Origin of the sequence: Curtobacterium guangdongense, from assembly GCF_049341845.1 — a bacterium.
GTDB classification, from domain to species: Bacteria; Actinomycetota; Actinomycetes; order Actinomycetales; family Microbacteriaceae; genus Curtobacterium; species Curtobacterium guangdongense.
Genome location: NZ_JBMPIT010000002.1, coordinates 219,199 through 240,448 on the forward strand (window position 1 = coordinate 219,199; position 21,250 = coordinate 240,448).

Below are 21,250 nucleotides of genomic sequence, written 5' to 3' on the forward strand. Positions count from 1 at the left end.
GGCGCCCTACTTCACGGCGATCTGCGCGATGACCGGGCTGCCGGCCACCGCGGGGAGCTTCGCGATCTTGTCGCTGGTGACGTACGAGTACTTGTCGAAGAAGGTCGGCACGATCGGGAAGTCCCGCAGCACCGCCTGTTGCGTCTGCGTGTAGTACTCGTTCGCCTCGGCCTGCGATCCGGCGGAGTCCGCCTTCGCGAGCAGCGAGTCGACCTCGTCGCTCTGGTAGTACCCGGTGCAGGGCGAGCAGCCGCCCGCGGTCGTGAACAGCGCCCGGAGGGTGTTCTGCTGGCTGATGTAGAGCGCACCCCAGTGTCCGAAGTGCGGGCCCTCGATCTTCTTGTCGGTGAGCTCGGAGTAGTACGACGCCCAGTCGGTGGTGGCCTTTGCCTCGGTGTCGACGCCGAGGTTCTGGCGGATCTGGTTCGCGTACGCCTGGTACAGCGAGTCGAGGCCGTTGCCGCCCGGGTAGACGAGCGTGATCGTGCCGTCGAAGCCCCCGGCCGAGGCCAGGAGCTTCTTGGCGGCCGCCGGGTCGAACTCGCAGGCGTCCCCGCAGATGCCCTCCTCGGTGCCGGACATCGACGGCGGGGTGAGCGCCGTGGCGGGGTCGTACAGGCCGCCGTAGATCGCCTTGTTGACCTGCTCGCGGTTGATCGACATCGAGATCGCGCGGCGGACGTCTGGGTTCGAGTACCGCTCGTCCCAGAGCGGGAAGCCGAGGTAGTCGATGCCGGGTGCGTCGAACGAGTGCAGCTTGTCGCCGAAGTCGGCCTTCGCGCTCGTCATCTTGTCGGTCGGCAGGAACAGCACGTCGGCGTTCCCGGCGAGCACGTCGGTGTAGGCGGTGTTCATGTCCGAGTAGCTGCGGAAGGTGACGTTCGCGGTGGTGGGCTTCGTGCCCTCGTAGCCCTTCCACGCGGAGACGGTGAACTCCTGGTCCGCCTTCCACGCCTTCGTCATCTCGTAGGGACCGTTGCCGATGGGCTTCTTGTCGTACGCCTTCATGTCGTCGTAGGCGGCGTCGGGCATCGGGTAGAACGCCGTCTGCGCCTGGCTGAGCTGCAGCGGGAACTGGCTGTCCGCGTGGGTCAGGGTCACCGTGAAGGTGTCGTCGCCCGTGACCTTCAGGCCCGACATCTCCTTGGTCTTCGGCGTCCCGGAGGCCGGGTTCAGGTCGGTGTAGCCGACGATCGAGGCGAGCTGCCCGCTGTTCTCCCACGCGTTCGGGCCGTAGGCGACGTAGTTCCACGCCTTGACGTAGCTCTCGGGCGTGACCGTCTCGCCGTTCTGGAACTTCCAGCCGTCGCGGAGGGTGATCGTCCACGTGGTGGCGTCGTCGCTCTCGACGCTCTTCGCGGCGACGTCGTGGAGCTTGCCCTTCGCGTCGGTCTGCGTCAGCGGGGCGAACAAGCTCATCACCTGGTCGAAGGCGACGGTCTGTCGCCCGGGGGTCAGGTGGTCGGGCTCGCCCGTCGCGTACACCAGGGAGCCGCCCGAGCCGGAGCCCGAGTCGGCGGTGCCGCTTGTCGAACAGCCGGTCGCCACCAGTGCCACCGTGGCCGCCGCGGCCAGCGCGGCGATCGTCCTGCGTCGCATGAAGTTCTCCTCGGGTCGTCGTTGATGAGTGAAGCTAGGCCCGCTGTCGACCCCGAAGCAATGCTTCTTTCAATGAACTCTGAAACTTTTACCGTTCTGAAACACTCGGGAAACGACACCTGTCGCGCTGATGGGGGCTCCTGTGCAACGCTGGCGAGCATGCGACACACGCCCCACTTCCTGATGACCGACGTCGACGAGGTCAAGCGGCTCGTCCGCGGGAACCCGTGGGCGACGATCGTGTCCCACACCGCCGCGGGGCTCGTCGCGTCGCACTACCCGTTCCTGCTCGAAGAGGCGTCGGACGACGAGATCGTCCTCGTGTCGCACGTGGGCCGCCCCGACGAGCAGGCCCACGAACTCGGCGAGCACGAGGTCCTCGTCGTCGTGCAGGGTCCGCACGGCTACGTCTCCCCCGCCTGGTACCCCGCCGACCAGTTCGTGCCGACCTGGAACCACGTCACGGCGCACCTCTGGGGCACGCCGGAGATCCTGTCCGACGAGGAGAACTTCCGCGTCCTCGGCGAACTCGTCGACCACTTCGAGCGCGAGATGCCGGAGCCGGTGTCGCTCGACGTCGACGAGGAGACCGCCAGGCGCATCGCGAAGGGCACCGTGGGCATCCGCATCCGCGTCGCCCGGTTCGACGCCCGCGCGAAGCTGTCCCAGAACAAGGCACCAGAGGTCGTCGACGACGTCATCGCCGGGCTCCGCGGCGACGGCCCCTACGCCTCACCGGCGCTCGCCGACGAGATGGAGCGGGTCCGGGGCGGTGAGCAGGCATGACCGAGGTCCTGCTCCGCACGGTCCGCCGCATCGGCACGGCGGGGGCGCCGGCGGACGTGCTGGTCCGCGACGGCGTCGTCGTCACCGTCGCACCTGCCGGCACCGTCGACCCGTCCGGCCCGGACACCGACGTCGTCGAGGCCGACGGCGCCTGGCTCGGCCCCGGCCTCCGCGACCACCACACGCACTTCGACCAGTGGGCGCTCGTCCGTCGGCGCGTCGACGTCTCGGCGTGCGCCAGCGCCGAGGCCACGGCAGACCTGCTCGCTGAGGTCGCGCGGACCGGTGTCTCGGACCCGGTCCTCATCGGCCACGGCTACCGCGACGGGATGTGGCCCCGCCCTGCCCGACGCGCGCTGCTCGACCAGGCGGCACCGAGCCTCCCGGCCGTCGTCGTCAGCGGTGACCTGCACGCGGTCTGGTGCAACGCGCTCGCCCTCGCCCACTTCGCGGAGGCCCTCGGTCGGCCGCTCGCGGCCGGCGAGGACGGGGTGCTCCGCGAACAGGACGCGTTCGACGTGACCGGTGCGTTGTCGCAGGTGCCGGACGCCGTGCTCGACGGGTACGTCGCCGACGCGGTCGAGGCCGGCGCGGCACGAGGGCTGACGAGCATCGTCGACCTCGAGATGCGCTTCGGGTTCGACCGCTGGGTCCGCCGGATCCACGGCGGTACCGACGCGCTGCGGGTGTCGTCCGGTGTCTACCCAGCCGAACTCGACGACGTGATCGCCAGGGGGCTGCGCACCGGCGACGTCGCCCCGGGGACCAGGGGCCTGCTCACGATGGGGCCCTTCAAGGTCGTGACGGACGGGTCGCTCGGCACCAGGACCGCGGCGATGGCGACCGGCGAGGGGGTGCTCGCGTGGGAGTTCGAGGAGCTCGTGGCGATCACCCGGCGGGCCGTGTCCGCCGGACTCGTGCCGGCGATCCACGCGATCGGCGACCGGGCGAACACCCTCGCGCTCGACGTGTTCGAGGCGGTCGGCGCCCGTGGGACGATCGAGCACGCACAACTGCTCGCGGACACGGACGTCGACCGGTTCGCCCGGCTCGGGGTCGCCGCGTCCGTGCAGCCGGAGCACGCCATGGACGACCGGGACATCGCTGACCGCTACTGGGCGGGCTCGACCGACCGCGCGTTCGCGTTCGCGTCGCTCGCCCGGGCCGGTGCCCGGGTGCTGCTCGGGTCCGACGCCCCGGTGGCGCCCCTCGACCCGTGGGTGTCGCTCGCCGCCGCCGTGGGTCGCGACCGGGACGGACGAGAACCGTGGCACCCGTCTGAGCGGATGTCGGCCCTGGCCGCCTGGACCGGTTCGACCGACGGTCGTGTCGGGGTGTCGGTCGGGGACGTCGCCGACCTCGTGCTCGTCGCGGCCGACCCGCTCGCGTCGTCCTCGGCGGAGCTCCGGGAGATGCCCGTCCTCGCCACTGCCGTGGCTGAACGCTGGACGCACCGCGACCTGTGACCGAGGGCTACTTCTGGTCCTTGGGGCACCAGTAGAGCTTCCGACCGGCCATCTCGGCCATCCGGATCTCGGTGCCGCACACCCGGCAGGGCTCGCCCTGGCGGTGGTAGACCCAGTGCCGGTCCTTCCGGGAGCGCCGCGCCTTCTTGAGCTCCGCGTCGGACAGGCCGTCCATCGTCATCATGAGGCCGTCGCGGACGCCCTCGTGCAACAGCGTCGACCAGTCCGCCCAGAGTGCCTTCGCCTGCTTGACGGTGATCTGCTTGCCGGGCTTGTACGGGTCGATGCGCTGCCGGAACAGCAGCTCGGCGCGGTAGATGTTGCCGATGCCGCTCACCACGGCCTGGTCCATGAGCAGCTGCCCGATCGCGACGTTCCGCTTCCGGACGTTCTCGACGAAGGTCTTCTCCGCCTCGGGGCCGTCGTCGTTGATCGGGTCGGGGCCGAGCTTGTCGAGCGCCTTCTGGACCTCGGCAGGGGTCTCCACGACGCAGGCGGTGGGTCCGCGGAGGTCGGCGACGGTGTCCTCGGTGAGGAGCCGCACGCGGACCTGCCCGACGGGGTCCGGCGGGAAGGACTCGATCGGGTCCTCGACCTTCTCCTGCTCGGCCATCCGGTAGCGGGCGAGTCGCGGCGCACCGATCGACGCGAGCGACTCCTCGCCGTCGCCGTCCTCGGACAGCTGCTCGGCGGAGGACACCATGCCCGCGAAGTCCCACGCCCCGTACAGGCCGAGGTGGACGCGGAGGAACAGGTCGTCCTCGAACTCGAGGAACATCTGCTTGCCGACGGCCCGGGCAGCGACCATGCGCTTGCCGTCGAGCTTCGCGGCCCCGGCGGCGAACCGCCCCTGCGGACTCGACACCTCGCAGCGCTTGCCGACGAAGTGCCGGGTGAACTGGTTGGCGATGCGGTGGACGGAGTGACCCTCGGGCATGGTCCCTGTCTACTCGGCCGCGCCGTCGATCTGCTTACCGGCGATGTGCCCCGTCTGCTCGTACTCGGCGAGCTGCGCGATGCGGCGGGCGTGGCGCTCTTCGCCGGAGAACGGCTCCGCGATGAACAGGTCGACGAAGTCGATGACCTCGGCCTCGGAGTGCTGACGGGCACCGATCGAGATGACGTTCGCGTCGTTGTGCTGCCGGGCGAGGAGCGCGGTGGACTCGTTCCACACCAGCGCTGCGCGGACGCCCGTGACCTTGTTCGCGGCGATCTGCTCGCCGTTGCCGGAGCCGCCGAACACGACGCCGAGCGCCTGGACGCCGGCCATCTGGTCCTGCACGACCGCGTGCGCGGCGTTGATGCAGAACGAGGGGTAGTCGTCGAGCGCGTCGTACTCGGTCGGGCCGTGGTCCACGACCTCGTGACCCGCCTCGGCGAGGTGGTCGGCGAGGGTCTTCGAGAACTCGAGGCCGGCGTGGTCCGTTCCGAGGTGGATGCGCATGATCCGATCCTATTCCCGGCTGCGAGCGCCCCTCGCCACCACCACGAGGTACCGGCACTCGTCCTCGGTGTCGTTCCGGTAGGTCACCTCGGCCGGGTCGCCCAGCTCGATCCGGTCACCCGCCGCGAGGGTCGTCGACTCACCGCCGACGACGAGCCCGAGCTCACCGTCGACGACCCAGATGCAGTGCCGCAGGAACGCGTACGCGGACGCCGGGTAGGTCACGGACGCACCGGCTGGGAGGCGCACCTCGGTGACGTCCACGGGGAACTCCCCGCTCGACACGGGACGGCGGCGGTACCCGGTCTCGGGGTCGGTCCAGTGGGCGGCGGTCGCGCCGCGCTGGACGCCGGTCGCGTCCTCGGGGCTGCCCGGGTCCGGCGCCTCGTGCGCCGATCCGTCGTGTGCTGGCCGCTCGTCGAGCAGCTGCGAGATGGTCAGGCCGAACGCTCCCGACAGCCGGCCCAGGATCGTCGCCGTCGGACTGGACACCCCACGCTCGACGCGGTTGATCATCGCGCGGGAGACGCCGGACTCCTCGGCGAGCTCCGTCAGGCTCCAGCGGCGCTCGTCGCGGAGTGCGCGGAGCCGTTCGCCGAGCAGTCGATCGTCGTCTACCATCTGAGACATGGCGACAGCATATGCGACGAACGGTGGGTCCTCGGCGTCGGACGTGCTCGTCCGCCACTGCGAGCCCCGCGACCTGGACGTCGTCCACGCGCTGCACGTCGACGCCGTGCTGCACACGACGGCGATCTGGCAGGACGCGCCGCACCCGCGGTCGTGGTTCGACACGTGGCTGTCCGACCGCCGTGCCGCCGGGTTGCCGGTGTTCGTGGCCGAGGTGGACGGCGTCGTCGCCGGCTACGTGACGTACGGGCCGTTCCGCCCGCACGACGGGTACCGGCACACCGTCGAGCACAGCGTCTACGTGCTGCCGGCGTTCCGAGGCCGTGGCATCGCGTCCGTGCTCATGCGCGCCCTCGTCGCCCACGCCCGGCAGCAGGACCTGCACGTGATGATGGCCGGCATCTGCAGCGAGAACACCGGGTCGATCGCCCTGCACGAGCGCCTCGGGTTCGAGGTCGTGGCGGTGCTGCCGGAGGTCGGCCGCAAGTTCGACCGCTGGCTCGACCTGACGCTGATGCGGCTCCCGCTGTCCTGAGGGCGGGGCGTTCAGTGGCCCGGATGCTCGGTCGCCCGGATGCTCAGTCGACGGTGTCGAAGATCGGGCCGACGGTGCGGGAGCGCTTCAGCTCGAAGAAGCCCGGGTACCGGGCGGCCGCGACGACCCCGTCCCAGAGGTCGAGCGCCTGCTGCCCCTTCGGCGCCGGGGAGATGACCGGGCCGAAGAACGCGGTGCCCTCGACGGCGATGACCGGCGTCCCGACGTCCTGGCCGACGCGCTCGATGCCGTCGCGGTGGCTCTCCCGCGTCGCGGCGTCGACCTCGTCGCTCCAGGCGTACTCGGCGAGGTCGGCGTCGAGGCCGAGCTCTTCGAGGACCGCGGGGACGACCACTGCGGGGTCCTGCTCCTGACGGTGGTGGATGTGCTCGCCGAGCGCGTCGTAGAGCGGCTTCACGATGTCGTCGCCGAGCCGAAGCCGCGCGGCGGTCACGAGTCGGGGGTACACCTGCCCGCGCTCGAGCCGCTGCTTGTAGTCGTCGGGTACGTCCTGGTGCTCGTTGAGGACGTACAGGCTCATCACGTGCCACGACACGTCGAGCGGACGCTGCCCCTCGACCTCGCCCACCCAGCGGCTCGTCATCCACGCCCAGGGGCAGTTCGGGTCGAACCAGAAGTCCACAGCGGTCGGCGTCGTCGGGGTGTTGTCCACAGTCGTGTCGGTCACGGGTGCGAGCGTACGCGTGCTCGCTAGGCTGGCTCCGACATGTTCCGCCGGTGCACGACGCCGGGCGGGGCCACCGATGCGCGGACATCGATCGTCCGCGCCGCAGCGAAGTTGGAGCGTCCGTGCCCGGAGAGAACCTCACCAGAATCGAAGCCCAGGAACGTGCGGCGATCGTCGACGTCCAGTCGTACGACGTCGAGCTCGACCTGACGCGCGGCGCCGAGAGCTTCGGCAGCACCACCCGCGTGCGCTTCACCGCGACGCCCGGTGCGTCGACATTCATCGACGCGATCACCAAGACCGTGCACTCGATCACCCTGAACGGCACCGTGCTCGACGTCGCGGCCGTGAACGACGGCGTGCGGATCCAGCTCGCCGACCTGCGGGAGCAGAACGAGCTCGTCGTCGTCGCCGACGCGCTGTACACGAACACCGGCGAAGGCCTGCACCGCTTCGTGGACCCCGTCGACGACGAGGTCTACCTGTACTCCCAGTTCGAGGTGCCCGACTCCCGCCGGATGTTCGCGGTGTTCGAGCAGCCCGACCTCAAGGCCGAGTTCACCTTCACCGTGACGGCGCCGTCCCGCTGGCAGGTCGTCTCGAACTCCCCCACGCCGGAACCGCGCGTCGACGGCGACATCGCCACGTGGGCGTTCCCGGCGACCACCCGGATCTCGAGCTACATCACGGCGCTCATCGCCGGCCCGTACGAGGTCGTCCGGAGCGAGCTGACCTCGAGCGACGGTCGCACCATCCCGCTCGGTGTCTTCGCCCGCAAGTCCCTCGCGGAGTACCTCGACGCCGACTACGTCTTCGAGACCACCCGCAAGGGCTTCACGTACTACGAAGAGAAGTTCGACGTCCCCTACCCCTTCGAGAAGTACGACCAGCTCTTCGTCCCCGAGTTCAACGCGGGCGCGATGGAGAACGCCGGCGCGGTCACCTTCACCGAGACGTACGTCTTCCGCTCGAAGGTCACCGACGCCATAAAGGAGCGCCGGGTCGTCACGATCCTGCACGAGCTCGCACACATGTGGTTCGGCGACCTCGTGACCATGAAGTGGTGGAACGACCTCTGGCTGAACGAGTCGTTCGCCGAGTGGGCCTCCACCATCGCCACCGCAGAGGCCACCGAGTGGACCGAGGCTTGGACGACGTTCCAGGCGATGGAGAAGTCCTGGGCCTACCGCCAGGACCAGCTCCCCTCGACGCACCCGATCGTCGCGACGATCAACGACCTCGAAGACGTCCAGGTCAACTTCGACGGCATCACGTACGCCAAGGGCGGCTCGGTCCTCAAGCAGCTCGTCGCGTGGGTCGGCATCGACGCGTTCTTCGCCGGTGTCTCCGCGTACTTCAAGAAGCACCACCACTCCAACACGGAGCTGAAGGACCTGCTCGTCGAGCTCGAGGCCACGAGCGGCCGCGAACTCGGCGAGTGGTCGAAGCTCTGGCTCGAGACCGCAGGCGTCAACACGCTGCGCCCGGAGATCGAGGTCGACGACGACGGTGTGATCACGTCCTTCGCGGTGCTGCAGGAAGCCCCGGCGGACCACCCGACGCTCCGCCCGCACCGTCTGGCCATCGGCCTGTACGCGTTCGGGACTGACGGCGCGGCACCGTTCGGCGCGGACACCGCATCCTCCGGTGGCAAGCTCGAGCGCACCCACCGCGTCGAGATCGACGTCGACGGCGCCCGCACGGACGTCCCCGAGCTCGTCGGCCAGCACCGCGGCGACCTCGTGCTGCTCAACGACGACGACCTGGCGTACGCCAAGATCCGTCTGGACGAGCAGTCCCGACGCACCGCGATCGAGCACCTCGCCGCGATCGCGAACCCCCTCGCCCGCTCCATCGTCTGGGGCGCGATGTGGGACGCCACGCGCGATGCCGAGTCGCCCGCCAGCGACTACGTCCGGCTCGTGCTCGGCAACATCGCGACGGAGACCGAGTCGACGACGATCCGCACGACGCTGTCGCAGCTGCTCCTGACGACGCGGAACTACGTCGCGCCGGCCAAGGTCGACGCCACGGTCCGCACCGTCGGCGACACGCTGTGGAACCTGGCGTCCTCGGCAGAGGCCGGATCGGACGCCCAGTTCCAGTTCGCGAAGTTCTTCGCGCAGATCGCCTCGACGCCGGAGCACGTCGCGACGCTGACGGGGCTGCGCGACGGCTCGGTCACGCTGAACGGGCTCGAGATCGACACCGACCTCCGCTGGGAGCTGCTCGAGGGCCTCGTGCTCGCGGGTGCCGCCGGGGACGCCGAGGTCGACGCCGAGCTCGCCGCCGACAAGACCGCGTCTGGCGAGCAGGCAGCCGCACGGGCCCGTGCGACGATCCCCACCGCCGAGGGCAAGCTGGCGGCATTCTCGTCGCTCGTCGACTCCGACGCGCTGCCGAACGCCATCGTGCGCCAGACGACGATCGGGTTCCAGCACGCCAACTCCCCCGTCGTGCTCGAAGGCCTCGTCCCGAAGTACTTCGACGTGCTCACCCGCATCTGGGCCGAGCGGAGCTACCACATCGCCGACACGATCGTCACCGGGCTCTACCCGGCGCCGCTCGCCTCGGTGGAGCTCCGTGACGCCGCGACCGCGTGGCTCGAGGCACACCCGGAGACCCCGGCGCTGCGTCGCATCGTGACCGAGAACCTCGCGGGCACCGAGCGCGCGCTGCGGGTCCAGGCAGCCGACGCCTGAGTCCGGTTGCCAGGCGGGGTGTGGCGTTCCTCCAGGGACGCCACACCCCGCCCCTCTAGCATCGAGCGGATATGAACCTGGCTGCAGACGACACCTCGAAGCTCATCTCCAACGCCTTCACCCAGTTCGTGGAGACCTGGCACGTCCCGATCGTGATCGTCATCACGATCCTCGCGGCGATCATCGTGCGGCTCATCCTCAGGCGCTCGATCAACGGCGTGGTGGACCGCGTCGTCAACGGGGCGAAGAAGCGCCAGGGCACCACCGACACCCAGGCGCTCATCGCCTCACCGATCCAGACCGCACGCGTCGTCCAGCGCACCAGGACGCTCGGCAGCGTGCTCAAGAACCTGGCGACCGTCGCCGTCGTGATCATCGCACTCGCAGTGATCATCCCGCAGGTGCTCCCGAACGCCGCCGTCGGGATCGTGGGTGGGGCGTCCCTCGTCGCAGCAGGCCTCGCCGTCGGTGCCCAGTCGATCGTCAAGGACCTGTTGTCCGGCGTGTTCATGATCCTCGAGGACCAGGCGGGCGTCGGTGACGTCGTCGACACCGGGCAGGCCACCGGTGTCGTCGAGAACGTGGGCTTGCGGGTCATGCAGATCCGCGACGTCAACGGCATCCTGTGGTTCGTGCCGAACGGACAGATCCTGCGCGTCGGCAACCTGTCGCAGGGCTGGTCGCGCGTGCTCGTCGACATCACCGTCCCCTACGAGACCGACATCGACGCCGTCCAGGACGCCCTGCTCGCCGCCGCCGTGCGGATGTCGCAGGAGCCCCGCTGGCGGCAGCGCATCATCGAGAAGCCGGAGATCTGGGGCCTGCAGTCGATCACCGACACGGGCATGGTGTTCCGGCTCGTGGTGAAGACCCGCGCGTCCGAGCTCGACGTCGTCGGGCGTGAACTCCGCATCCGGCTGAAGCACGCCGTCGACGAGCTCGGCGTGACGCTGCCCGCGATGGCGATGATCATGCCGGAGGGTTGGGAGAACGCGACCTCGATCAACGGGCTCCGCACCGTCCGGACCCAGCCGACGCCCGCCCCGACGAAGCCCCGGCGCGGCCGCAAGACCAACCAGTACGGGCAGCCGATCGAGACCGACGGCCCCGACTCCGGAAGGAACAACGACCGATGACCGACATCCCCACACCAGGCGCCTCCGGTGCGTCCGGCGGTGCGCCTGCGCAGCCGATCACGTTGCGGGTCGGCCTCGGCGGGACGTCCGCGACCGGGTCACTGTTCGACCGGATCGGCGGCGCACCGACGTTCGACCGCCTCGTGCGGCGCTTCTACGACGGCGTCCAGCAGGACGACGTCATCTGGCCGATGTACCCGCAGGACGACCTCGAGGGCGCGATCTCGCGGCTCTCGCTCTTCCTGCAGCAGTACTGGGGCGGCCCCGGCACCTACAGCGAGCAGCGCGGGCACCCGCGACTCCGCATGCGGCACAACCCCTTCCGGATCAACTCCGAGGCCCGTGAGCGCTGGCTGCACCACATGCGTGGAGCAGTCGAGTCGCTCGGGCTCGCGCCCCTCGACGAGGCCGAGCTGTGGGCGTACCTCGACCGTGCCGCACACGCGATGACGAACACCTTCGACTGACCTCTTGACGCTCCGGTCGAACTGGTCATAACCTCTCCACACCATTCCGCAATGACCTTGCGGAATGGTGTGGCTCGGGCACGGCGCCCACTCCCGAGGGCCGCGACGCCTCATGAGGAGAACCATGAAGGTCGTTCCGAAACTCGCAGCCGTCGGCGCAGGGGCCGCCCTGACCGCGGCGGTCATGCTGCCGAACACCGCCGACGCGGCTGGCGGCAACCTCGTGTCGAACCCCGGATTCGAAGCGGGGACCACCAGCGGGTGGGTCTGCTCCGGCGCATCCGTGGTCAGCACGCCGGTCCACTCCGGCTTGAAGGCCCTCTCCGGCACGCCGACGTCGTCGGACACCGCACAGTGCTCGCAGACGATCGCCGTGCAGCCGAGCACGTCGTACACCCTGTCCGGATGGGTCTCCGGCAGCTACGTGTACCTCGGCGAGAGCGGATCCGGCGCGAGCACGTGGACCTCTGCAGCGGGCTACCAGCAGCTGACCACCACGTTCACCACCGGGGCGTCGCAGAAGACCGCGACGGTGTACGTGCACGGCTGGTACGGACAGGGCACCTACCTCGCCGATGACATCGTGCTGAGCGGCCCCGGCGGCGCAGGCGCCACCCCGACGCCGACCTCGACGCCGACGTCCACACCGACCTCGACGCCCACCCCGACACCGACACCGACACCCACCCCGGGCACCGGCCCGGCCGCGCAGCTGCCGAAGCACACGCTCACCGGCTACTGGCAGGACTTCGACAACGGCGCGAAGGCACTGCGACTCGCCGACGTCCCGACGTCGTACGACCTCGTCGCCGTCGCGTTCGCGAACGCCGACGCGTCGAAGCCCGGCGCGGTGACGTACGCCGTCGACTCCGGCCTCTCCACGAAGCTCGGCGGGTACACGGATGCGCAGTTCCGGTCGGACGTGCAGACGGTCCACGCTCGCGGGCAGAAGGTCATCGTGTCGGTCGGCGGCCAGAACGGCACGATCTCCGTCGCCGACAGCGCGTCCGCGGCGAACTTCGCCGCGAGCGTCGACTCGCTGATGAACTCGTTCGGGTTCGACGGCGTGGACATCGACCTGGAGAACGGCGTGAATCCGACGTACATGGCGCAGGCGCTGCACACCGTCGCGGCGAAGCACCCCGGCATGATCATCACGATGGCACCGCAGACGATCGACATGCTCAGCACATCGTCGGACTACTTCGCCCTCGCGCTGAACATCAAGGACATCCTGACCATCGTGCAGACGCAGTACTACAACTCCGGGTCGATGAACGGGTGCGACGGCGGCGTCTACGCGCAGGGCACCGTCAACTTCGCGACGGCCCTCGCCTGCACCTCCCTCCAGGGCGGTCTGCGAGCGGACCAGGTCGGGCTCGGGTTCCCCGCCTCGCCGAGCGGTGCCGGAAGCGGCTCCGTCGCACCGAGTGTCGTGAACAACGCGATGACCTGCCTCGCGAAGGGGACCGGGTGCGGGTCGTTCGTCCCGGCTGCGAAGTACTCCGGGCTCCGCGGTGCGATGACCTGGTCGATCAACTGGGACGCCTCGAACGGCTACGCGTTCGCGAACGCGGTGCGGCCGGTCCTGGACGCCCTGTCCTGACCACCACCGGACTGGAGGCTCGTGGCGGCGTCGCCACGAGCCTCCAGTCCGCCAGTCGGTCGCGTCAGCGGACGGAGGAGCCGTCCGCCAGGTCCTCCAGCAGTGACGGGCGGGTCGGGTTCCACCCGTACGCGCTCCGCGCGTGCGCACCCGAGCACTCCTGGTGCATGAGCAGTGCGTCCGCGTACGCGGTGCCGAGGCGCTCGCGGGACGCGTCCACGCTCTCCGCGACGATCGGCGACCCGTGCGCCCCGGCTTCGGCGATCTCCCGCACGGTGGGGTTGTCGCCCGTCGCGACGAGCACGTACCCGTCCTGCTCCGCCCGTTCGAGCGCCAGGACGTAGAGCTCGCCGAGGTCGTCGACGTGGACCGTCGCCCAGCGCTGCGACCCGTCGCCGACGAGCCGGACCTCGTGCTCGCCGTCTCCGATGAACATGGCCGGGATGCCGGCTCCTCGCCCGTAGACGATGCCGGGCGCCACGATCGTGGTGCGCACGTCGCTGGCGCGGACCACTGCCTCGTTCGCACCGCGCCCGAGGTCATCGCCGGCGGGTCGATCGGGGACTGCTCGGAGATGTCGGTGGAGTTGCCGAACGTGAAGATGCCGCCGGTGTGGACGAACGGCTTCGGGGTGCCGGTGAGTGCACCGAGGACCGTCCGGACGAACGCCTCGTCGACGTCCTTCGCGGACGCGGTGTGCACGACGGCGTCGGCCTCGTGGGCCAGGCGCTCGACCACCTCGGTGTCGGTGACGTCCTCGACGAACGCGCGACCGCCGGCGTCGCGGACGGCCTGGGCCTTCTCGTCGGAGCGGACGATCGCGGTGACGTCGTGCCCGTGGGCGACGAGTGCACGGAGGACGGACGAGCCGATGTAGCCGGACGCGCCGGTCAGGAACACATGCATGCGGCCAGCCTGGCACCGGGTGCTGGCCGAGCGCTCCGTACCGCGGGGGCTAGGACGCCAGGGTCCAGGCGCGTCGCTTCACGAGGACGTGCCCGCGCGAGGTCGTGAGGCGGCTCCAGGGCCCGGTCTCGAACAGCCGCACCGGGTCGTGTCCGAGGAACCCGAGGCTCTCCCCCGCGAACCCAGCTCCGGCCGGGACGTGCTCGACGCCCGGGATCGGTCGACCCCAGACCTCGGACCGGATCTTGCGTACCACGGCTTCGCCGGCGTTCGTCGGCACCGCGTCGGCGACCTCGTCGATGCCGGCCTTCGCCGCGCGACGGAGGAGCTCGGCGGAGACGTCGGGCAGGGGGATCCAGCCGCCGCGCGGCGGGGAGATCGCAGCCCAGGTGACGGTGTGGACCTCGTGCGGCAGCTCGACCTCGATCGGGGTGGCGCGGGTGGGGTCTGCCCCCTCGGCGTGCTCGGCGTCCTGCGCGTCGGCGAGCACCCGCAGCCGTTCCTGGAACGAGGCCAGGGGAACGACGACGTCGATCGACGCGGGCTCGGTCAGCGAGAACGTGCGGAGCCCGAGCACCGTCGGGAGCTCGTCGAGCAGCCCCAGCGGGTAGAGGATCGCCGTGTAGACGGCGAGCACCCCGGAGTCGGCGATGAGGCGGACGGAGCCGTCCTCGACGCGGGCTGCACGTCCGAGGTACGTGCGGAGGTCCCCCAGGGAGGCGGCGTCGGGCAGCGTGAACGAGGTGCTCATGTCGTGTCCGATCCTACCGGGGCGCTGCTCTTCGTAGACTGCGGGGGTGGTCAACGACGAACCGGACTTCTTGCGGACCCTGCGACTCGAGGACACCGGCGCGAGTACGCGCGAGACGATCCTCACCGGGGCGAACCACTGGTCCCCCGGCGGCCGGGTCTTCGGCGGCCAGGTCCTCGCGCAGTGCATCGTGGCGGCGCAGGCCACCATCGACGGGCGTGACATCCACTCGCTCCACGGGTACTTCCTGCGACCGGGCGACATCGACGTGCCGATCACCTTCGGCGTCGAACGCATCCACGACGGCCGGTCCTTCGCCACACGCCGGGCGCAGGCGTACCAGAACGGCACGCCGATCTTCTCGATGATCGCGTCGTTCCAGACCGAGGACGACGGCGTCGAGCACCAGGATCCCTTCCCCGTCGGCATGCCCGAGCCGGAGTCGCTCCCCTCGGCCGCGTCGATCCTGTCGGCGATCGACCACCCCGTCGCACGGGCGTGGGCCGAGCGGTCGATCGACCTCCGGCACGTCGAGGGCCCGGTGTTCGTCGACGTGCAGGGTGAGCACGTGCCGCACCAGGCCGTGTGGTTCCGGGTGCAGGGCGAGCTCCCCGAGGACCCGGGTCTGCACCGCGCCGTGCTCGCCTACGCGAGCGACCTGTCGATCCTGGAGCCGATCATGCGGCGGCACGGGGTCGCCTGGGGCACACCGGGTGTCAAGAGCGCGAGCCTCGACCACGCGATGTGGTGGCACCGGGACGGTCGTGCGGACGAGTGGATCCTGTACACGCAGGAGTCGCCGAGCGCGCAGGGCGGCCGGGGTCTGGCGTTCGGCCGGATGTTCTCCCGAGACGGGCGTCTGCTGGCGAGCGTCGCGCAGGAGGGCATGATGCGGATCCCGCGCCGCTGACGCGGGGTCTCGCGCCGCTGACGCGTGCGGGGGTGGCTGGGCCGGGGCGGCTACGGCCTCGAGAACACGACCGGCGGCTCGACGTACGGCTCGCATGCCGCACGCTCGACGGCCGTCAGTCGACGCGGACGGTTCGTGGCCGCGTCGACCATCACCAGCGTCGTCGTGGCCCGCGTGTAGAGCTCGGCGGGCTCGTGGCCTGCCGGCGACCAGACCTCGTACGAGATGTCGAGACTCGCACCGCCGACGTGCCCGATCCAGAGCTGGATGTCGAGCGGTCGTCGGAAGTACGGCGTCGATGCGAGGTACTCGAGACGCTGGGCCGCGATGACCGTCATCGTGCCGGAACCCGGGCGACCGTCGATGATCGGCTCCGGCGCGGATCCCGACTCGTCGACCTCGTCGGGATCCGGCGCCCAGAACGCGAGCACACGGGCTTCTTCGAGCAGCCGGAGCATCGCGGAGTTGTTCACGTGCCCGTAGGCGTCGATGTCGCTCCAGCGGATGCGGACCGGCGTGTGCAGCCTGGCCACGTGCGGGTCAGTCCCGCGTGAGCTTGCGGTACGTCGCGCGACCGGGCTTGGCCGCGTCGGCACCGAGGCGCTCGATCTTGTTCTCCTCGTACGCCTCGAAGTTGCCCTCGAACCAGTACCAGTTCGGCGTGCCGTCCTCGTTCAGGCCTTCCCACGCGAGGATGTGCGTCGCGATGCGGTCGAGGAACCACCGGTCGTGGGTGATGACCACGGCGCAACCGGGGTACTCGAGCAGTGCGTTCTCCAGCGAACCGAGGGTCTCGACGTCGAGGTCGTTGGTCGGTTCGTCGAGGAGCAGGAGGTTGCCGCCCTGCTTGAGCGTCAGCGCGAGGTTGAGACGGTTGCGCTCACCACCCGAGAGGATGCCCGCGCGCTTCTGCTGGTCCGGGCCCTTGAACCCGAACTGCGAGACGTAGGCGCGGGACGGGATCTCGGTCTTGCCGACCTGGATGTAGTCGAGTCCGTCGGACACGACCTCCCACAGGTTCTTGTTCGGGTCGATGCCGCCACGGCTCTGGTCGACGTACGAGATGTCGACCGTCTCGCCGATCTTCAGCGTGCCGCCGTCGAGGGGCTCGAGGCCGACGATCGTCTTGAACAGGGTCGTCTTGCCGACGCCGTTCGGGCCGATGACACCGACGATGCCGTTGCGCGGGAGCGTGAAGGACAGGTCGTCGATGATGACGCGCTCACCGAACTGCTTGTGCAGCTTCTCGGCGTCGATGACCTGCGAGCCGAGACGCGGCCCCACGGGGATCACGATCTCCTCGAAGTCGAGCTTCCTGGTGCGCTCGGCCTCCGTCACCATCTCCTCGTAGCGAGCGAGACGGGCCTTGGACTTCGCCTGGCGGCCCTTCGTGTTGCTGCGCACCCAGTCGAGCTCGGACGACAGACGCTTCGCGAGCTTGGCGTCCTTCTTGCCCTGGACCTCGAGGCGAGCGCGCTTCTTCTCGAGGTAGGTCGAGTAGTTGCCCTCGTACGGGTAGAGACGACCGCGGTCGACCTCGGCGATCCACTGGGCGACGTGGTCGAGGAAGTACCGGTCGTGGGTCACGGCGAGGACGGCACCGTGGTACTGCTGCAGGTGCTGCTCGAGCCAGAGCACGCTCTCGGCGTCGAGGTGGTTGGTGGGCTCGTCGAGGAGGAGGAGGTCGGGCTTCTGGAGCAGGAGCTTGCAGAGCGCGACACGGCGCTTCTCACCACCGGAGAGGTGCGTGACGAGCTCGTCCCCCGGGGGGCACTGGAGCGCGGCCATCGCCTGCTCGAGCTGCGAGTCGAGGTCCCACGCGTCGGCCGCGTCGATCTCTTCCTGCAGGGTGCCCATCTCGGCCAGGAGCGCGTCGAAGTCGGCGTCCGGCTCGGCCATCAGGGCGGAGATCTCGTTGAAGCGGGAGATCTTGCCGTGGATCTCGCCGACGCCTTCCTGCACGTTCTCGAGCACCGTCTTCGACTCGTCGAGCTCGGGCTCCTGCATGAGGATGCCGACGCTGAAGCCCGGCGTGAGCTTCGCTTCGCCGTTGGAGGGCTGGTCGAGGCCGGCCATGATCTTCAGGATCGTCGACTTGCCGGCGCCGTTCGGGCCCACGACGCCGATCTTCGCACCGGGGAGGAACGACATCGTGACGTCGTCGAGGATCAGCTTGTCGCCGACTGCCTTGCGGGCACGGACCATCTGGTAGATGTACTCAGCCATATCGCGGTCAAGTGTAGTGACCCGTCCGGCCCCGCGTGACGGTTCGAGCACGTCAGGCTGCTTCGCGGTGGACTTCGTCGGCGGCCCGGGCGGCGGCGCTCGGCTCCGGCAGGTCCTCGTGCACCCCGTCCGCCGGGACAGGAGTCGCCTCGTCGGCTTCGTCGCCCGAGCTGTCGTCCGCACCGTTGACCTCTCCGGTGTCGGGGTTCACGCTCGGTCCGGGGCCGGGTACCGCGGTCGCTTCCGATGCGTGGCGCGGCACCTTGATCCAGTTGCTGATGCCCCAGGCGAGATCTTGTCCAAGGGCTTCCGCGTCGATCTCGACGGACGTGCCGCCGCGGCCGTCGCGCTCCCAGGTCCTGATCCGCACCCGTCCGGTCACGAGGATGCGGTCCCCCTTCTTGACGGACTTGTGCACGTTCGCCGCGAGCGACCGGAAGGCCGTGACGGTGAACCAGTTGGTGGGGCCGTTGGTCCAGGTGGAGTTCTGACGGTCCCAGCGACGGGACGGTGATGCCAAGCGCATGCTCGTGATGGCGATGCCGGTCTCGGTGACGAGGTGGCGGGGCTCGGTCGCGACGATGCCGCAGACGGTGATGGTGTCGTTCATGCCACCGATCGTCATCGAGCCCCGGACCGCCGTGGCGGGCCGGGGCTCGATGTGTGTGGTGTGGACCCGATCAGGCGACTGTGGAGGACGAGTCCCCCGAGCCTCCCGGCCGGGTCAGCCACGTGGGATCAGTGCGCGTGGAACTCCGGTCGCGTCGCGAGCGGACCGAGCGCGGCGTGGACCGCACCCTTCGCGGACTGGAGCGACGGGTAGACCCCGCCACTGCCGGCCCGGTGTCCGTAGAGCTCGACCCGGAAGCCGTCCGGCGCACGGTGGATGCTGCCCACCGCTCCTGCCGGACCGACTGCGACCCATGTTCCGTCGTTCTGTGTCATCGTTCGACCACCTCCTCGTGGCCCCGACGTCCGGTCCTGTTGTTCAGGACGCCAGGATGTACTGACTGTAGGCCTTGCGGACCTTGTTCACCTTCGGCAGCGCGACTGCGAGGCAGTAGCCCTGGCCGGGGTTCTTCGCGAAGAAGTCCTGGTGGTACTCCTCGGCGGGGAAGAACGTCGTGAGCGGCTCGATCGTGGTGACGATCCGGCCGTCCCAGATGTCCGACGCGCGCTCGATGGCGTGCTCGAACAGCGCGCGCTGCTCGTCGTCGGCGGGGAACATCGCCGAGCGGTACTGGGTGCCGACGTCGGCACCCTGCCGGTTGAGCTGCCGCGGGTCGTGCAGTGTGAAGAACACGTCGAGGATGACGTCGGCCGGGATCACCGTTTCGTCGAAGGTGACGGCGACGGCCTCGGCGTGACCGGTGGCACCCGTGCACACCGCCTCGTACGACGGGTTCTCCGTGGTCCCGCCGATGTAGCCGGACACCACGTCCTGCACGCCCTGGAGCGTGCGGTACACGGCGTCGAGACACCAGAAACATCCACCTGCGAGCACGAACGTGGTCATGGGCACAACGTACCGCCCCGGCCTCCGAGGACCCCCGGGTCTCGAGTGTGTCCTCCACAACGCGCAGCCGGCCCGCACTGTCCCCCGAGTCCTCCGAGACACCTCGGCGTGTCGGAGGTGCGCCGTAGCGTCAGCAGCACACCGACCAGGAACAGGAGGCACCTCGATGCTGACGACCACCGAACCCCAGCTGCGCATCCGGACCGCGCACCCCGTCGCACGCTCCCGCGGTGACCTCCGCGTCCTCGACGTCCGCGACGACCTCTCCCGCGTGACCCGTTCCAACGGCGAGATCGTCGGGTACGTCGACCGTGTCGACGTGGCAGGCGACACCGCCTACCGAGCGCGGCGGTACATCGCCGCCGAGCGCCGGTTCGTCGAACTGCCGAACGTCTGGTCCGTCGACGACGCGGTGGACTGCCTGCGCTGGTGACCCCGACACGTCGAGCGCGTCGAGCGCTTCGATCCGATGATGTTCCACATTGGAATCACGTCGGACCGGATGCGCGGAACGCCGCCTGATCTCCCCTGGAACCGACCGACTCGTGAGTATGGTGCGCGCATGGACTGGTGGAACGACCTTCTCGACTGGACCTCGTCGGACACGGGGTGGCGGGTGATCTCCGGAGCGCTGATCCCCTTCGTGGCGATCGTCGTGGCCGGTGTCGTCGCGGCCCTCATCGGACGCGGTGCGACCAAGCGCGTGGTGAGCCTGCAGGAGCGGGAAGCCAAGAACGCCGCCGTCGCAGCGATCATCTCGGCGGCCCGCAAGGCTGCGTCGTGGGGCTCCCTCGGTCACGACGAGCGCGGGTACGCGGACCACCTCGCCGAGGACGCCGACATCCGTCTCCGCCTGCTGCCGATCAACGGTGCGCCGCTCGCCGCGAACTGGGCGCAGCACGAGATCGCCGACATCAAGAAGAACTCCTCGACGTTCAGCTTCCAGGCGGAGCAGTCCCTCGCCGAGTTCCGCGACCGGCTGCTCGAGTGGCAGTCCCGGCCCGGCAAGGCACGCAAGCTCTTCAAGTACGACCTCGAGCGCTGGAAGTTCGAGTCGCCCGATCCCGACGCCGACCTGATCAAGCGTCAGCAGGACTGGAGCGCCGACCAGGCGAGCGGCAAGCGCGCGCCAGAGCCGACGCCGGCCCCGACGCCGACGACCACCTCCCTGCGGCCTGCGCCGCAGCGGACGGGAGGCCCGACCACGCCCGCCGCGCAGCCCGCGTCCGCGACCGCGGGCCCCATTGCCCCAGCAGCCGCCGGCACGGCAGCCGCGGGCACGGCAGCCGCCGGCACGCCGGGCACCACCGCGAACGCAGGCGCTGGCACTGCAGCCGCTGGCACTGCAGGCGCCGCCGCGTACACCGCGACGCGCGGCACCGACCCGAACGCCACGACGCCGATCACGGACGGCGCGACCCGCTCGTTCGGTGACGGACTCACCCGCCCGTACGGTGACGACCAGCCGGCGCCGACACCGATCCGTCCGGCACTCGGGACTCCCGGTACGCCCGGGGCGCCCGGCACGTCGGGGACTCCCGGCACGCCCGGGGCTCCCGGCACGCCGGTGTCCCCGTCACGCGGTTCGAACGACGTCGACGCGGACAACGCCGACGTCGTCGACGAGCAGCCGGTGTCGCCGCTCCGACCGCAGTCCTCGCCCCGCGAGACGGACACGCAGCGTGACGCCGGCAACCTCACCGACGGTCCCGTCGATGCCGCCGGCCCCGCGAACACGACGTCGATCCCCACCCGGATCGCCGACGCCCCGGTGGAACCCGCGGACGCGGACGAGACGGCAGAGGCGCCGTACACGCAGCCGATCAGCGCCAACGAGCTGCGTCGCCGCGCCGAGGACGACGAGTAGCCGTCACCGCCCTCC

At 70.0% G+C, this 21,250-nt stretch carries 22 protein-coding genes and 1 pseudogene; 10 read left to right on the top strand and 13 right to left on the bottom strand.

Annotated elements, in window-relative coordinates; genetic code table 11:
* Positions 1 to 6 precede the first annotated feature (6 nt).
* Positions 7 to 1,599 (bottom strand): peptide ABC transporter substrate-binding protein, encoded by a 1,593-nt coding sequence (locus tag ACO0E1_RS03455; RefSeq protein WP_422872910.1) that lies wholly within the window; start codon positions 1,597 to 1,599, stop codon positions 7 to 9.
* Positions 1,600 to 1,758: 159 nt separating this feature from the next.
* Between ACO0E1_RS03455 and ACO0E1_RS03460 the strand changes: the two genes are divergently transcribed.
* Together ACO0E1_RS03460 and ACO0E1_RS03465 are read left to right on the top strand one after the other, a co-directional pair.
* Positions 1,759 to 2,385, top strand: a complete 627-nt coding sequence (locus ACO0E1_RS03460; RefSeq protein ID WP_422872911.1) for an FMN-binding negative transcriptional regulator — start codon at positions 1,759 to 1,761, stop codon at positions 2,383 to 2,385.
* Positions 2,382 to 3,851 (top strand): amidohydrolase, encoded by a 1,470-nt coding sequence (locus ACO0E1_RS03465; protein ID WP_422872912.1) that lies wholly within the window; start codon positions 2,382 to 2,384, stop codon positions 3,849 to 3,851. Before ACO0E1_RS03460 ends, ACO0E1_RS03465 begins: the two co-directional genes overlap by 4 nt.
* A gap of 7 nt (positions 3,852 to 3,858) precedes the next feature.
* On the opposite strand, the gene ACO0E1_RS03470 is transcribed toward ACO0E1_RS03465, so the two are convergent.
* The 3 genes from ACO0E1_RS03470 to ACO0E1_RS03480 are packed head-to-tail and all read right to left on the bottom strand — an operon-like array spanning position 3,859 to position 5,925.
* Positions 3,859 to 4,788, bottom strand: a complete 930-nt coding sequence (locus tag ACO0E1_RS03470; protein WP_422872913.1) for an Fpg/Nei family DNA glycosylase — start codon at positions 4,786 to 4,788, stop codon at positions 3,859 to 3,861.
* A gap of 9 nt (positions 4,789 to 4,797) precedes the next feature.
* Complete coding sequence (locus tag ACO0E1_RS03475) at positions 4,798 to 5,295, bottom strand: ribose-5-phosphate isomerase (protein ID WP_422872914.1); 498 nt, start codon at positions 5,293 to 5,295, stop codon at positions 4,798 to 4,800.
* Between the two features lie 9 nt (positions 5,296 to 5,304).
* On the bottom strand, positions 5,305 to 5,925 hold the full coding sequence (locus ACO0E1_RS03480) for a helix-turn-helix domain-containing protein (RefSeq protein WP_422872915.1): 621 nt from the start codon (positions 5,923 to 5,925) through the stop codon (positions 5,305 to 5,307).
* On the opposite strand from ACO0E1_RS03480, the gene ACO0E1_RS03485 reads away from it, so the two are divergent.
* Positions 5,924 to 6,460 (top strand): GNAT family N-acetyltransferase, encoded by a 537-nt coding sequence (locus ACO0E1_RS03485; protein ID WP_422872916.1) that lies wholly within the window; start codon positions 5,924 to 5,926, stop codon positions 6,458 to 6,460. The two genes, ACO0E1_RS03480 and ACO0E1_RS03485, sit on opposite strands and share 2 nt — an antisense overlap.
* A gap of 43 nt (positions 6,461 to 6,503) precedes the next feature.
* Here ACO0E1_RS03485 and ACO0E1_RS03490 read toward each other — a convergent pair whose 3' ends face one another.
* Positions 6,504 to 7,148, bottom strand: a complete 645-nt coding sequence (locus ACO0E1_RS03490; protein WP_422872917.1) for a mycothiol-dependent nitroreductase Rv2466c family protein — start codon at positions 7,146 to 7,148, stop codon at positions 6,504 to 6,506.
* A 122-nt stretch (positions 7,149 to 7,270) separates the two neighbouring features.
* On the opposite strand from ACO0E1_RS03490, the gene pepN reads away from it, so the two are divergent.
* The 4 genes from pepN to ACO0E1_RS03510 all read left to right on the top strand — a co-directional run bounded on the left by pepN (position 7,271) and on the right by ACO0E1_RS03510 (position 13,059).
* The gene (gene pepN / locus ACO0E1_RS03495) at positions 7,271 to 9,850 is read left to right on the top strand and encodes an aminopeptidase N (RefSeq protein WP_422872918.1); all 2,580 of its coding nucleotides are present in this window, start codon (positions 7,271 to 7,273) and stop codon (positions 9,848 to 9,850) included.
* A 71-nt stretch (positions 9,851 to 9,921) separates the two neighbouring features.
* The gene (locus ACO0E1_RS03500; protein ID WP_422872919.1) at positions 9,922 to 10,986 is read left to right on the top strand and encodes a mechanosensitive ion channel family protein; all 1,065 of its coding nucleotides are present in this window, start codon (positions 9,922 to 9,924) and stop codon (positions 10,984 to 10,986) included.
* The gene (locus tag ACO0E1_RS03505) at positions 10,983 to 11,453 is read left to right on the top strand and encodes a globin (protein ID WP_422872920.1); all 471 of its coding nucleotides are present in this window, start codon (positions 10,983 to 10,985) and stop codon (positions 11,451 to 11,453) included. The genes ACO0E1_RS03500 and ACO0E1_RS03505 overlap by 4 nt, the downstream gene beginning before the upstream one ends.
* A gap of 124 nt (positions 11,454 to 11,577) precedes the next feature.
* Complete coding sequence (locus ACO0E1_RS03510) at positions 11,578 to 13,059, top strand: chitinase (protein ID WP_422872921.1); 1,482 nt, start codon at positions 11,578 to 11,580, stop codon at positions 13,057 to 13,059.
* Positions 13,060 to 13,123: 64 nt separating this feature from the next.
* On the opposite strand, the gene ACO0E1_RS03515 is transcribed toward ACO0E1_RS03510, so the two are convergent.
* The 3 genes and pseudogenes from ACO0E1_RS03515 to ACO0E1_RS03525 all read right to left on the bottom strand — a co-directional run bounded on the left by ACO0E1_RS03515 (position 13,124) and on the right by ACO0E1_RS03525 (position 14,716).
* Positions 13,124 to 13,573 (bottom strand): NAD-dependent epimerase/dehydratase family protein, encoded by a 450-nt coding sequence (locus tag ACO0E1_RS03515; protein ID WP_422872922.1) that lies wholly within the window; start codon positions 13,571 to 13,573, stop codon positions 13,124 to 13,126.
* Positions 13,574 to 13,758: 185 nt separating this feature from the next.
* Positions 13,759 to 13,965 (bottom strand): annotated as a pseudogene (locus ACO0E1_RS03520) (NAD(P)H-binding protein); the annotation flags it as partial.
* A 49-nt stretch (positions 13,966 to 14,014) separates the two neighbouring features.
* On the bottom strand, positions 14,015 to 14,716 hold the full coding sequence (locus ACO0E1_RS03525) for a DUF8185 domain-containing protein (protein ID WP_422872923.1): 702 nt from the start codon (positions 14,714 to 14,716) through the stop codon (positions 14,015 to 14,017).
* Between the two features lie 46 nt (positions 14,717 to 14,762).
* On the opposite strand from ACO0E1_RS03525, the gene ACO0E1_RS03530 reads away from it, so the two are divergent.
* Entirely contained in the window at positions 14,763 to 15,626 is an 864-nt protein-coding gene (locus ACO0E1_RS03530; protein ID WP_422872924.1) for an acyl-CoA thioesterase, read from the top strand.
* 50 nt (positions 15,627 to 15,676) lie between these two features.
* On the opposite strand, the gene ACO0E1_RS03535 is transcribed toward ACO0E1_RS03530, so the two are convergent.
* The 5 genes from ACO0E1_RS03535 to msrA all read right to left on the bottom strand — a co-directional run bounded on the left by ACO0E1_RS03535 (position 15,677) and on the right by msrA (position 19,368).
* Positions 15,677 to 16,159: an acyl-CoA thioesterase gene (locus ACO0E1_RS03535; protein ID WP_413602449.1), complete on the bottom strand. Its 483-nt coding sequence runs from the start codon at positions 16,157 to 16,159 to the stop codon at positions 15,677 to 15,679.
* Positions 16,160 to 16,166: 7 nt separating this feature from the next.
* Positions 16,167 to 17,852, bottom strand: a complete 1,686-nt coding sequence (gene ettA, locus ACO0E1_RS03540) for an energy-dependent translational throttle protein EttA (protein WP_281267320.1) — start codon at positions 17,850 to 17,852, stop codon at positions 16,167 to 16,169.
* Between the two features lie 52 nt (positions 17,853 to 17,904).
* A complete protein-coding gene (locus tag ACO0E1_RS03545; protein ID WP_422872925.1) occupies positions 17,905 to 18,462 on the bottom strand; it encodes a single-stranded DNA-binding protein in 558 nt (185 codons plus the stop codon).
* A gap of 128 nt (positions 18,463 to 18,590) precedes the next feature.
* The gene (locus ACO0E1_RS03550) at positions 18,591 to 18,797 is read right to left on the bottom strand and encodes a methyltransferase (protein ID WP_422872926.1); all 207 of its coding nucleotides are present in this window, start codon (positions 18,795 to 18,797) and stop codon (positions 18,591 to 18,593) included.
* Positions 18,798 to 18,840: 43 nt separating this feature from the next.
* Positions 18,841 to 19,368 (bottom strand): peptide-methionine (S)-S-oxide reductase MsrA, encoded by a 528-nt coding sequence (gene msrA, locus ACO0E1_RS03555; RefSeq protein WP_422872927.1) that lies wholly within the window; start codon positions 19,366 to 19,368, stop codon positions 18,841 to 18,843.
* 166 nt (positions 19,369 to 19,534) lie between these two features.
* Here msrA and ACO0E1_RS03560 point away from each other — a divergent pair, with 166 nt between their 5' ends.
* Both ACO0E1_RS03560 and ACO0E1_RS03565 read left to right on the top strand, forming a co-directional pair.
* Positions 19,535 to 19,801 (top strand): hypothetical protein, encoded by a 267-nt coding sequence (locus ACO0E1_RS03560; protein ID WP_422872928.1) that lies wholly within the window; start codon positions 19,535 to 19,537, stop codon positions 19,799 to 19,801.
* 129 nt (positions 19,802 to 19,930) lie between these two features.
* Positions 19,931 to 21,235, top strand: coding sequence for a hypothetical protein (locus ACO0E1_RS03565; RefSeq protein ID WP_422872929.1), 1,305 nt, complete (start codon positions 19,931 to 19,933; stop codon positions 21,233 to 21,235).
* Positions 21,236 to 21,250 lie beyond the last annotated feature (15 nt).